The organism is Streptomyces sp. NPDC002403 (genome assembly GCF_053593015.1).
Map to the genome: position 1 here is coordinate 43,502 of NZ_JBSFBQ010000050.1, position 12,201 is coordinate 55,702.

The 12,201-nt window shown below is 69.1% G+C and carries 11 protein-coding genes; 9 read left to right on the forward strand and 2 right to left on the reverse strand.

From position 1 onward, the window contains the following. Window positions 1–95: 95 nt before the first annotated feature. The 6 genes from eccD (at window position 96) to ACWCPY_RS34850 (ending at window position 7,203) form a co-directional block, all read left to right on the forward strand. Window positions 96–1,577 (forward strand): type VII secretion integral membrane protein EccD, encoded by a 1,482-nt coding sequence (eccD, locus tag ACWCPY_RS34825; protein WP_451271829.1) that lies wholly within the window; start codon window positions 96–98, stop codon window positions 1,575–1,577. A gap of 161 nt (window positions 1,578–1,738) precedes the next feature. After that, on the forward strand, window positions 1,739–2,029 hold the full coding sequence (rpsO, locus tag ACWCPY_RS34830; protein ID WP_003965855.1) for a 30S ribosomal protein S15: 291 nt from the start codon (window positions 1,739–1,741) through the stop codon (window positions 2,027–2,029). 336 nt (window positions 2,030–2,365) lie between these two features. After that, complete coding sequence (locus ACWCPY_RS34835) at window positions 2,366–4,579, forward strand: polyribonucleotide nucleotidyltransferase (RefSeq protein ID WP_072489305.1); 2,214 nt, start codon at window positions 2,366–2,368, stop codon at window positions 4,577–4,579. Further along, window positions 4,576–5,955: a M16 family metallopeptidase gene (locus ACWCPY_RS34840; protein ID WP_451271832.1), complete on the forward strand. Its 1,380-nt coding sequence runs from the start codon at window positions 4,576–4,578 to the stop codon at window positions 5,953–5,955. Before ACWCPY_RS34835 ends, ACWCPY_RS34840 begins: the two co-directional genes overlap by 4 nt. 24 nt (window positions 5,956–5,979) lie before the next feature. After that, the gene (gene dapB, locus ACWCPY_RS34845; RefSeq protein WP_451271834.1) at window positions 5,980–6,732 is read left to right on the forward strand and encodes a 4-hydroxy-tetrahydrodipicolinate reductase; all 753 of its coding nucleotides are present in this window, start codon (window positions 5,980–5,982) and stop codon (window positions 6,730–6,732) included. Window positions 6,733–6,744: 12 nt separating this feature from the next. Next, complete coding sequence (locus tag ACWCPY_RS34850) at window positions 6,745–7,203, forward strand: hypothetical protein (protein ID WP_451271836.1); 459 nt, start codon at window positions 6,745–6,747, stop codon at window positions 7,201–7,203. A gap of 43 nt (window positions 7,204–7,246) precedes the next feature. Here ACWCPY_RS34850 and ACWCPY_RS34855 read toward each other — a convergent pair whose 3' ends face one another. Beyond that, the gene (locus ACWCPY_RS34855; RefSeq protein WP_451271838.1) at window positions 7,247–7,798 is read right to left on the reverse strand and encodes a hypothetical protein; all 552 of its coding nucleotides are present in this window, start codon (window positions 7,796–7,798) and stop codon (window positions 7,247–7,249) included. 94 nt (window positions 7,799–7,892) lie between these two features. Then, window positions 7,893–8,132, reverse strand: coding sequence for a hypothetical protein (locus ACWCPY_RS34860; protein WP_072489300.1), 240 nt, complete (start codon window positions 8,130–8,132; stop codon window positions 7,893–7,895). A 186-nt stretch (window positions 8,133–8,318) separates the two neighbouring features. On the opposite strand from ACWCPY_RS34860, the gene thyX reads away from it, so the two are divergent. From thyX to ACWCPY_RS34875, 3 genes are all read left to right on the forward strand, one after another. Beyond that, window positions 8,319–9,056 (forward strand): FAD-dependent thymidylate synthase, encoded by a 738-nt coding sequence (gene thyX, locus ACWCPY_RS34865; RefSeq protein ID WP_072489299.1) that lies wholly within the window; start codon window positions 8,319–8,321, stop codon window positions 9,054–9,056. A gap of 152 nt (window positions 9,057–9,208) precedes the next feature. Next, window positions 9,209–10,108 (forward strand): 4-hydroxy-tetrahydrodipicolinate synthase, encoded by a 900-nt coding sequence (gene dapA, locus ACWCPY_RS34870; RefSeq protein WP_451271840.1) that lies wholly within the window; start codon window positions 9,209–9,211, stop codon window positions 10,106–10,108. 129 nt (window positions 10,109–10,237) lie between these two features. Further along, window positions 10,238–11,923 carry a ribonuclease J gene (locus ACWCPY_RS34875; protein ID WP_362454108.1) on the forward strand — a complete coding sequence of 562 codons (1,686 nt, stop codon included), beginning with the start codon at window positions 10,238–10,240 and terminating at the stop codon, window positions 11,921–11,923. Window positions 11,924–12,201: the final 278 nt, after the last annotated feature.

Sequence of the window (12,201 nt, forward strand, 5' to 3'; positions counted from 1 at the left end):
CGCGCGACGGCGATCCTACTTGCAGATGACCTGCCCCCCTCCCGGTAGGGTGGCGCGCGCACCGTGCGCAACCGCGAATCAGGGGGACCAGACACGTGAGTTCGACTGCAGCGACGGGCTTCTGCCGGGTGACCGTCGTGGCGCCCGACAGCCGGATCGATGTGGCCCTGCCGGAGGACATCGCCGTCGCGGACGTCTACCCGGAGATCCTCCGCCTCACCGGCCAGACCCAGGCAGCAGGAAGCCCCACCGGATACCACCTCGTACGCCGCGACGGCACGGTCCTCGACGGCGCGCGCACCCTCGCGGCCCAGCAGGTCCTCGACGGCGAACTCCTCAGCCTGCGCCCCTTCGCCCAGTCCCTGCCGCCCGCCGTCTTCGACGATGTCTCCGACGCCGTCGCCTCGGCCGTCACCCGCGACCGCCACCTGTGGAGCGACGAACTGCTGCGCGGCGCGGGCCTGGTCGGCGGTGTGCTGCTGCTCGTACTGATGGGCTTCGTGCTCTGGTTCGCCGACCCGGTCAGGCACGACATGCACAGCCTGCCCGGCATCATCGCGGGCTCCGCCGGCCTGCTGCTGACCGCGTTCGCGGGGGTGCGTGCCCGCGTCTACGCCGACCGCTCCACCGCCGTCGCCCTCGGTCTCGGCGCACTGCCCCTCGTACTCATCGCGGGCTCCGGCATCATCGGCCCGGACGCCGGCCAGGGCCCCGGCCGGCTCCAGTTCCTGCTCGGCTGCGTCGCCGTCCTGATCGCCTCGGTGGCCCTGGTCGCCCTCACCCCGAGCGGCGACGCCCCGTTCGTCGCGGCCACCTTCCTCGCCACCGTCGGCACCCTGGCCACCTTCGTCGCCATCCTCACCGAGGCATCGGCCACGCAGACGGCCGCCGTCTGCGCACCGGTCGCCCTCGGCCTGGTCGCCTTCCTGCCCGGCCTCTCCGCCCGCTTCGCCCGGCTGCCCATCGGCTACGCGTCGCCGCGCACCGCCCCCGGCGGCTACGACGACAGCCTCACCGACCCGTACGCCGAGCCGTCCGCCCAGGGCACCCCCGTCGACGCCGAGCGCATCGCGGCCCAGGCCCGCCGGGGCCACGAGATGCTGCTCGGCCTGGTCGGGGGCTGCGCGGCGGTCGTCGTCGGATGCGGTGCCGTGCTCGGCTTCTCGGACAACGTCTGGGGCCGGCTCCTGGCCCTGGCCGCTGGACTCGCGATGCTGCTGCGCGCCCGGCTGTTCCGCTACACCTCACAGGTCGCCTGCGTACTGGTGGCCGGCCTCGGCACGGTCGCCCTGCTGATCCTCGGCCTCTCCCTGAACCCGCCGGCCGACCTGCTCTTCGACCTGGTCAGGTACGGGGACCGCAGCTCCCTGGACATCCGTACGATCTGGCTCTCCGCAGCCGTCGCCGCCGGGGCCGCGCTGCTCACCGCGATCGGCCTGATCATTCCGCGCAAGGGCCTCTCCCCGTTCTGGGGCAGGCTGCTCGACCTGGCCGAGAGCGCCGTCCTGCTCTCGCTGGTCCCGCTCTGCCTGGCGGTACTGGACGTCTTCGCCAGGGCAAGGGCCCTGACGAGCTGAGCCGCGGGGGCTGGTACGCTGTGTGACGGCCGTTTGTGTACGCCCTCCCGGATCATGCTGGGAGCTGCGCTCATCGGACCTTCGCCTCCGAGTCATGGAAGCTCCCCTGCGATCAAGACCAGGGGCACTCGTGGGCGCATCGAACATCAAGAGGAGTACGCGTGCCGCTCGACGCCGCTACGAAGAAGCAGATCATGTCCGAGTTCGCCCAGAAGGAGGGTGACACCGGATCCCCCGAGGTCCAGGTCGCGATGCTCTCCCGCCGGATCTCGGACCTGACGGAGCACCTCAAGACGCACAAGCACGACCACCACTCCCGTCGTGGTCTGCTGATCCTGGTCGGCCAGCGTCGCCGCCTCCTTCAGTACCTGGCCAAGAAGGACATCCAGCGCTTCCGTGCCCTGGTCGACCGCCTCGGCATCCGCCGCGGTGCGGCCGGCGGCGCCAAGTAGTTCGCCGTGAAGGGAGCGGTTCCCACCACTGAGGGGGGCCGCTCCCTTTGCTGTACGTACGATGGTGCGTACGCGCGCATGTACGGGACGTGAAGGGCCCGCCCGCACGGCCGGAAATGCCAAGCAGAACCGAATCTCAGTAACCTGGTCGGAGAACGACCGACAGACGAGCGAGAAGCAGACCTCCCCGCCGCCGGTCCTCGGTAGTGGCCCCCGGACTCATCGACCCGGGTGCTTCGATCGAAGACCGGCCCGCCGATGGAGGGCTTCTCCGCTACCGTCCCCCGCCACACGGGCGTGGGGGCGCGAAGACGCTATGTATCGGAGAAAACGCTAGTGGAGAACGAGACCCACTACGCCGAGGCCGTTATCGACAACGGAACCTTCGGCACCCGCACCATCCGCTTCGAGACGGGCCGCCTGGCCAAGCAGGCCGCCGGCTCCGCCGTGGCGTACCTGGACGACGACACCATGGTGCTGTCGGCCACCACCGCTTCCAAGAAGCCCAAGGACCAGCTCGACTTCTTCCCCCTCACGGTGGACGTCGAGGAGCGGCAGTACGCCGCCGGCAAGATCCCCGGCTCCTTCTTCCGTCGTGAGGGCCGGCCCTCCGAGGACGCGATCCTCACCTGCCGCCTGATCGACCGCCCGCTGCGCCCCTCCTTCAAGAAGGGCCTGCGCAACGAGATCCAGATCGTCGAGACGATCATGGCGCTCAACCCCGACCACCTGTACGACGTGGTCGCGATCAACGCCGCCTCCTGCTCCACGCAGCTGGCCGGCCTGCCCTTCTCCGGCCCGGTCGGCGGCACCCGTGTCGCCCTGATCAAGGGCCAGTGGGTCGCCTTCCCGACGCACACCGAGCTCGAGGACGCCGTCTTCGACATGGTCGTCGCCGGTCGCGTCCTGGAGGACGGCGACGTCGCGATCATGATGGTCGAGGCCGAGGCCACCGAGAAGACCATCCAGCTCGTCAAGGACGGCGCCGAGGCCCCCACCGAGGAGGTCGTCGCCGCCGGTCTGGAAGCCGCGAAGCCCTTCATCAAGGTCCTCTGCAAGGCCCAGTCGGACCTCGCCGCCAAGGCCGCCAAGCCGACCGGCGACTTCCCGGTCTTCCTGGACTACCAGGACGACGTCTTCGAGGCGCTCGCCGCCGCCGTGACGTCCGAGCTGGCCCAGGCGCTCACCATCGCCGGCAAGCAGGACCGCGAGGCCGAGCTGGACCGCGTCAAGGAGATCGCCGCCGAAAAGCTCCTCCCGGCCTTCGAGGGCCGCGAGAAGGAGATCTCCGCCGCGTACCGCGCGCTGACCAAGAAGCTGGTCCGCGAGCGCGTCATCAAGGACAAGGTCCGCATCGACGGCCGCGGCGTCACGGACATCCGTACGCTCGCCGCCGAGGTCGAGGCCATCCCGCGGGTGCACGGCTCGGCGCTGTTCGAGCGTGGCGAGACCCAGATCCTGGGCGTCACCACCCTCAACATGCTCCGCATGGAGCAGCAGCTGGACACCCTCTCCCCGGTGACCCGCAAGCGCTACATGCACAACTACAACTTCCCGCCGTACTCCGTCGGTGAGACCGGCCGCGTGGGCTCGCCCAAGCGCCGCGAGATCGGCCACGGAGCGCTCGCCGAGCGCGCCATCGTGCCGGTGCTGCCGACGCGCGAGGAGTTCCCCTACGCGATCCGCCAGGTCTCCGAGGCGCTGGGCTCCAACGGCTCGACGTCCATGGGCTCGGTCTGCGCCTCCACCATGTCGCTGCTGAACGCCGGTGTGCCGCTCAAGGCCGCCGTCGCCGGTATCGCCATGGGCCTGATCTCCCAGGAGATCGACGGCAAGACCCACTACGTCGCCCTCACCGACATCCTCGGTGCGGAGGACGCCTTCGGCGACATGGACTTCAAGGTCGCCGGTACGAAGCAGTTCGTCACCGCGCTCCAGCTCGACACCAAGCTCGACGGCATCCCCGCCTCGGTCCTGGCCGCCGCGCTGAAGCAGGCCCGCGACGCCCGCCTCCACATCCTCGACGTGATGAACGAGGCCATCGACGTCCCGGACGAGATGTCCCCGAACGCCCCGCGGATCATCACCGTCAAGATCCCGGTGGACAAGATCGGTGAGGTCATCGGCCCGAAGGGCAAGATGATCAACCAGATCCAGGAGGACACCGGCGCCGACATCACGATCGAGGACGACGGCACCATCTACATCGGTGCCGCCGACGGACCGGCCGCCGAGGCCGCCCGTGCCACGATCAACTCGATCGCCAACCCGACCATGCCGGAGGTCGGCGAGCGCTACCTGGGTACGGTCGTCAAGACCACCACCTTCGGTGCGTTCGTGTCCCTGATGCCGGGCAAGGACGGCCTGCTGCACATCTCGCAGATCCGCAAGCTCGCCGGTGGCAAGCGCGTGGAGAACGTCGAGGACGTGCTCGGCGTCGGCGCCAAGGTGCAGGTCGAGATCGCCGAGATCGACTCCCGCGGCAAGCTCTCCCTGATCCCGGTCATCGAGGGTGAAGAGGACGAGAAGAAGGACGACGCCGCCAAGTGACGTCCCGTAGTTCCGTGACGACGGCCCGCGCCTCCTCGGAGGCGCGGGCCGTCGCCCGTACCCAAACGCTTCTCAAGGGCACCAACGGCATCGGCACGGTCCGCCGCACCGTCCTGCCCGGCGGCCTCCGGGTCGTCACCGAGACCCTGCCCTCCGTACGCTCCGCCACCTTCGGAATCTGGGCCAACGTCGGTTCACGCGACGAGACCCCCACGCTGAACGGCGCGACGCACTACCTCGAACACCTCCTCTTCAAGGGCACCGCCAAGCGCAGCGCCCTCGACATCTCCGCCGCGATCGACGCGGTCGGCGGCGAGATGAACGCCTTCACGGCGAAGGAGTACACCTGCTACTACGCGCGGGTCCTCGACACCGACCTGCCGCTGGCCATCGACGTCGTCTGCGACATGCTGACCGGCTCGCTGATCACCGCCGAGGACGTCGACGCCGAGCGCGGCGTCATCCTCGAAGAGATCGCGATGACCGAGGACGACCCGGGCGACTGCGTGCACGACCTGTTCGCGCACACCATGCTCGGCGACACCCCCCTCGGCCGCCCGGTCCTCGGCACCGTCGACACCATCAACGCGCTCGACCGCGGCCGGATCGCCCGCTTCTACAAGAAGCACTACGACCCCACGCACCTGGTCGTCGCCGCCGCCGGCAACATCGACCACGCCACGGTCGTGCGCCAGGTCCGCAAGGCGTTCGAGCGGGCGGGCGCCCTGTCCCGCACCGACGCCGTCCCGGTCGCCCCGCGCCACGGCTCCCGCAAGCTGCGCACCGCGGGCCGGGTGGAGCTCCTGAACCGCAAGACCGAGCAGGCCCACGTCGTCCTCGGCGTGCCCGGCCTGGCCCGCACCGACGACCGCCGCTGGGCACTGGGCGTTCTCAACGCGGCCCTCGGCGGCGGCATGAGCTCACGCCTCTTCCAGGAGGTACGGGAGAAGCGCGGCCTCGCCTACAGCGTGTACTCGTACACCTCGGGCTTCGCCGACTGCGGACTCTTCGGGGTGTACGCGGGCTGCCGGCCCAGCCAGGTCCACGACGTCCTCAAGATCTGCCGGGACGAACTCGACCGGGTGGCGTCCGAGGGACTGAGCGACGAGGAGATCGGCCGCGCCATCGGGCAGCTCTGCGGCTCCACGGTCCTCGGCCTGGAGGACACCGGCGCGCTGATGAACCGCATCGGCAAGAGCGAGCTGTGCTGGGGCGACCAGATGTCGGTCGACGACATGCTGGCCCGGATGGCACAGGTCACCCCCGACGACGTCCGCGCCGTCGCGGCCGAGGTCCTCGGACACCGCCCCTCCCTCTCCGTCATCGGGCCGCTCAAGGACAAGCAGGCCGACCGCCTCGAAGAAGCGGTCTCCTAACTCCACCGTTAAGGAAACAGAGCAATGAGCAAGCTGCGCGTGGCCGTTCTCGGCGCCAAGGGCCGGATCGGATCCGAGGCGGTACGGGCCGTCGAGGCGGCCGACGACATGGAGCTGGTGGCCGCGCTGGGCCGCGGCGACGAACTGGAGACCCTCACGGAATCCGGTGCCCAGGTCGTCGTCGAGCTCACCACCCCCGCGTCCGTGATGGACAACCTCGACTTCTGTGTCCGGCACGGCATCCACGCCGTGGTCGGCACGACGGGCTGGTCCGAGGAACGGCTCGCGCAGCTGAACACCTGGCTCGCCGGCTCCCCGGGGACCGGTGTGCTCATCGCGCCGAACTTCTCCATCGGCGCCGTCCTCACGATGAGGTTCGCGGAGCAGGCCGCCCGCTACTTCGAGTCCGTCGAGGTCGTCGAACTGCACCACCCCAACAAGGCCGACGCCCCCTCGGGCACGGCCACCCGTACCGCCCAGCTGATCGCCGAGGCCCGCAGGAAGGCAGGCTGCGCCCCGCAGCCGGACGCCACCACCACGGCCCTCGACGGCGCCCGCGGGGCGGACGTCGACGGGGTCCCGGTCCACGCGATCCGGCTCCGCGGCCTCCTCGCCCACCAGGAAGTACTGCTCGGCGGCGAGGGCGAGACCCTCACCATCCGCCACGACTCCCTGCACCACAGCAGCTTCATGCCGGGCATCCTGCTCGGCGCACGCCGTGTGGTGACCACTCCGGGCCTCACGTTCGGCCTGGAACACTTCCTCGACCTGAACTGACTGAGCCCTGCCATGCGCGCAAAGATCACTTACTTCGTCACCGCCGCCGTCCTGGTCTTCTACTTCGTCCTGGTCGGCAGCCGTGGCGTGCTGCTCATCCGGCACGGCACACTGCTGACGGTCACCTTCGGGGTCGCGGTGCTGATCCTGCCGGTGATCGGCGTCTGGTTCCTCTGGAAGAACACCCAGTTCGTGTCGCGGGCGAACGCGCTGGCCGCGGCACTCGACGCGGAGGGCGGTCTGCCGGTCGACGAGCTGGTCCGCACCCCGTCCGGCCGCATCGACCGGGACTCGGCCGATGCGGTGTTCGCCCGACGCCGCGAGGAGACCGAGGACTCCCCGGACGACTGGCGCTGCTGGTTCCGCCTCGCGGTCGCCTACCAGGACGCCAGGGACACCCCGCGGGCCCGGAAGGCCATGCAGCGGGCCATCGCCCTGCACATGAAGGACGCCCGGCCCAGCACGTCCTGAACGGGCGTGCCGGACCGGGCGGTCCCGGTCGTACGAAGGGGGCTCAGACCCGCCGGTACTCGTCCCCCCACGCCTCCACCGTGTCGGCCGCGCGGTCGAAGGCCTCGGCCCGCGTCAGGAAGTCGGCGTTGCTGTCGGTGAGCAGGGGCGGAATCGCCTCGCCACCCTGGCGTACGAGGATCAGCGCCTGCCCCTGCACGGTGCGGGGGAGCCCGAGCCACTTCACGGGCTGCTGCACCGTGCGGACGGCCGTGACCTGGTCCCACGGCACGGTCGTCGTCGTGAAGAAACCCACCCGGCGTACGCCGTGCCGGCTGACCCAGGTACCGACCCGCAGCAGCCGCAGTGCGCAGACGATGACCACGGCGGCGACCGCCAGGCATACGACCGCGCCCGGCAGCGCCCCGGCGAACGCGGTGACCATCCCCGCGAGCAGGACGAAGGACGCGAGCAGCAGCAGGAAGGCCGCGGCCGCGACCCGCCAGGGGCCGGGACGGTACGGACGCCGCCAGCTGTCGTGGTCGTCGAACGGCAGCGCGATCTCCTCGGCGCTGGCGTCAAACGCGCGGTCGGCCGTCAGGAAGGGCAGGGGCACGACTGATCCTCACTCACAAACACGCTCGATTGCTGTGCCCGGTGAGGCTACCGAGGAGATCACCGACCCGACCACCCCAGGGGCCCCGTACGAGTCAGTGCCCGTGGGCGGCCTCGGTCTGCTCGGCGTGCGAGGAGCTCTGGGCGGGGCTGAGCGCCGGCAGGCCGAGGATCAGCGACCCGACGAGGCCGGCGACGATGGTCAGCCCGACGAGGGAGCGGCCGGCCAGCTGGGAGACGCTGGCGCGCTCCCGCGGCGGCGGTGTGACGTTGCTGCGGAATCGGTCGCTCTCGGCCACGAACGAGAACGGGACGGCTTCACGCCGGCGGAACATGAGGAAGGTCTCCTTGAACTCTGTTTCGGATGCTGCTAATGAGTCAGACGCAGAACAGGCCCGATAGGTGCCCCGAAACGCCGAATTCGTCGAAGAAATCCCTGGAAGGCCCTTCCGGACCCGGTTGTCAGTGGTGGCCCGTAGAGTGGACGCCGCCCGAGCGACGCAACTGGAAGGACCCCGCCGGTGACCGAGACCCCCGAGCCCGCAAAGCCCAGCTTCCGCAGCGATGTGACCGTTGAGCTGGTGAAACATGCCGCGGGCGACTCCGACGTCCTGTTCGCGGCCCGTGTCTCCACGGCCGGTGAGCAGTCCCTGGAGGAGGTCACCAAGGACCCCGAGCGCTCCAAGGGGCTGATCAACTTCCTGATGCGCGACCGCCACGGCAGCCCGTTCGAGCACAACTCGATGACCTTCTTCATCAGTGCCCCGATCTTCGTGTTCCGCGAGTTCATGCGGCACCGCGTCGGCTGGTCGTACAACGAGGAATCGGGCCGCTACCGGGAGCTGGAGCCGGTCTTCTACGTCCCGGACGCGTCCCGCAAGCTCGTCCAGCAGGGCCGCCCGGGCAAGTACGAGTTCGTCGAGGGCACCCAGGCCCAGCAGGAGCTCACCGGCCGCGTCATGGAGGACTCCTACCGTCAGGCGTACGAGGCGTACCAGGAGATGCTCGCCGCGGGAGTGGCCCGCGAGGTCGCCCGCGCCGTGCTCCCCGTAGGCCTGTTCTCCTCGATGTACGCCACGTGCAACGCCCGCTCGCTGATGCACTTCCTCGGCCTGCGCACCCAGCACGAGCTGGCAAAGGTGCCGTCCTTCCCGCAGCGCGAGATCGAGATGGTGGGCCAGCAGATGGAGGAGCACTGGGCCCGGCTCATGCCGCTCACCCATGCAGCCTTCAACAAGAACGGACGCGTAGCCCCGTAAGCGGTGTCCGTATTGCGGCGTTTCGTGAAGTTCATCTAGGCTGATCAAACGGACCCGGCACTGCTTGAACCCCCGAGCAGGCAGTGCCGGGCTCCTATCGCTTGTCCCCCCGAGGGGACATTGGGCGCTGAGCAGCGAGTAGCGTGTTACCCATGGCTCCGATCTCCACTCCGCAGACCCCCTTCGGGCGGGTCCTCACCGCTATGGTCACGCCCTTCACGGCGGACGGTGCACTCGACCTCGACGGTGCCCAGCGGCTCGCCGCCCATCTCGTGGACGCAGGCAATGACGGCCTGGTCGTCAACGGCACCACCGGCGAGTCCCCGACCACCAGCGACGCGGAGAAAGACCAGCTCGTAAGGGCGGTACTGGATGCCGTGGGCGACCGGGCCCACGTCGTCGCGGGCATCGGCACCAATGACACCCGTCACAGCATCGAGCTCGCCCGTACGGCCGAACGCTCCGGCGCCCACGGACTCCTCGCGGTGACGCCGTACTACAACAAGCCGCCGCAGGAAGGCCTCTTCCGCCACTTCACGGCCATCGCCGACGCCACCGGGCTGCCGGTGATGCTCTACGACATCCCCGGCCGCAGCGGTGTGCCGATCGACACGGAGACGCTGGTCCGGCTCGCCGAGCACCCGCGCATCGTCGCCAACAAGGACGCCAAGGGCGACCTCGGCCGCGCCAGCTGGGCCATCGCCCGCTCCGGCCTCGCCTGGTACTCCGGCGACGACATGCTGAACCTTCCGCTGCTCTCGGTCGGCGCCGTCGGATTCGTCTCCGTCGTCGGCCACGTCGTCACCCCCGACCTGCGCGCCCTCATCGAGGCGTACACCGGCGGAGACATCCAGAAGGCCACGGAGATCCACCAGAAGCTCCTGCCGGTCTTCACCGGGATGTTCCGCACCCAGGGCGTGATCACCACCAAGGCCGCACTGGCCCTCCAAGGCCTCCCCGCAGGCCCGCTGCGCCTCCCCCTGGTGGAACTCACGGGACAGGAAACGGCACAGCTCAAGATCGATCTCGCGGCCGGCGGGGTAGAGCTGTAACCACAGACTTCACAACTGAATAAGCGAAGAACACTCGCAAGAGCGACATCACAGACAACAGCAAGTGCACGAATGACATGCGCGCCACGTGCCCAAGCGGTACGTGGCGCGCGTGGTAAGGAGAGTCTTTTGAGTCATCCGCATCCCGAACTCGGCACCCCGCCGAAGCTCCCGAAGGGCGGCCTCCGCGTCACCCCGCTCGGCGGCCTCGGCGAAATCGGCCGCAACATGACGGTCTTCGAGTACGGCGGCCGCCTGCTCATCGTCGACTGCGGCGTCCTCTTCCCCGAGGAGGAGCAGCCCGGAATCGACCTGATCCTGCCGGACTTCACCACCATCCGGGACCGTCTCGACGACATCGAGGGCATCGTCCTCACGCACGGCCACGAGGACCACATCGGTGGTGTCCCGTACCTGCTGCGCCTGAAGCCGGACATCCCCCTCATCGGCTCCAAGCTGACCCTCGCGCTGATCGAGGCGAAGCTCCAGGAGCACCGCATCCGTCCGTACACCCTCGAAGTGGCGGAGGGCCAGCGCGAGCGCATCGGCGTGTTCGACTGCGAGTTCGTCGCGGTCAACCACTCCATCCCGGACGCCCTCGCGGTCGCCATCCGCACGCCCGCGGGCATGGCCGTCGCGACCGGCGACTTCAAGATGGACCAGCTCCCGCTGGACGGCCGGCTCACCGACCTGCACGCCTTCGCCCGGCTGAGCGAGGAGGGCATCGACCTCCTCCTCTCCGACTCGACGAACGCCGAGGTCCCGGGCTTCGTACCGCCCGAGCGGGACATCTCCAACGTCCTGCGCACGGTCTTCGCCAACGCCCAGAAGCGCATCATCGTGGCGAGCTTCGCCAGCCACGTCCACCGCATCCAGCAGATCCTCGACGCGGCACACGAGTACGGCCGCAGGGTCGCCTTTGTCGGCCGCTCGATGGTCCGCAACATGGGCATCGCCCGTGACCTCGGCTATCTGAAGGTCCCCGCGGGCCTGGTCGTCGACGTGAAGACCCTCGACGACCTGCCGGACGACGAGGTCGTGCTGGTCTGCACGGGATCCCAGGGCGAGCCGATGGCCGCGCTGTCCCGGATGGCCAACCGCGACCACCAGATCCGGATCGTCCAGGGCGACACGGTGATCCTCGCGTCGTCCCTGATCCCGGGCAACGAGAACGCGGTGTACCGCGTGATCAACGGTCTGACCCGCTGGGGCGCCAACGTCGTCCACAAGGGCAACGCCAAGGTCCACGTCTCGGGCCACGCCTCGGCCGGCGAGCTGCTGTACTTCTACAACATCTGCAAGCCGAAGAACCTGATGCCGGTCCACGGCGAATGGCGCCACCTGCGGGCCAACGCCGAACTGGGCGCACTCACCGGCGTACCCAAGGACCACATCGTCATCGCCGAGGACGGCGTCGTCGTCGACCTCGTCGACGGCAAGGCCAAGATCGTCGGCAAGGTCCAGGCGGGCTATGTGTACGTCGACGGCCTCTCGGTCGGAGATGTCACCGAGACCTCGCTCAAGGACCGCCGCATCCTCGGCGACGAGGGCATCATCTCGGTCTTCATCGTGGTCGACAGCTCCACCGGCAAGATCGTGGGCGGCCCGGACATCCACGCCCGTGGCTCCGGCATCGACGACTCGGCATTCGGTGCAGTCGTACCGAAGATCGAGGACGCGATCAACAAGTCCGCCCAGGACGGCGTGCTGGAGCCCCACCAGCTCCAGCAGTTGGTCCGTCGTACGGTGGGCAAGTGGGTCTCCGACACCTACCGTCGGCGCCCGATGATCCTTCCGGTGGTCGTCGAGGTCTGACGCCGTCCGGAGTGAACTGAGGAGCGGGGCCCCCGATTTGCATCGGGGCGCCCCGCTCCAGTACGTTTACGGCTCCGCCTGACCGGGAAGCACCGCGCACACCTGTGTGTCGTGAGCCTCCCGAGGGGGTGGAAATTCCGACTCAGAACTTCTGATAAAGTCGGGTCCGCCGAAAGGCAAGGTCAATCCAAAGGCCACCGGAATTCAAATTCGGACCGGAAACGGAACGAAAAAGAGTCTGGTAAGGTTGGAACCGCCGGAAAGGGAAACGCGAAAGC

Bases quoted from the DNA above. Each gene is read 5' to 3' on its own strand.
- dapA (WP_451271840.1), top strand. From the start codon at position 9,209: ATGGCTCCGATCTCCACTCCGCAGACCCCCTTCGGGCGGGTCCTCACC.
- ACWCPY_RS34860 (WP_072489300.1), bottom strand. From the start codon at position 8,132: ATGTTCCGCCGGCGTGAAGCCGTCCCGTTCTCGTTCGTGGCCGAGAGC.
- ACWCPY_RS34850 (WP_451271836.1), top strand. From the start codon at position 6,745: ATGCGCGCAAAGATCACTTACTTCGTCACCGCCGCCGTCCTGGTCTTC.
- dapB (WP_451271834.1), top strand. From the start codon at position 5,980: ATGAGCAAGCTGCGCGTGGCCGTTCTCGGCGCCAAGGGCCGGATCGGA.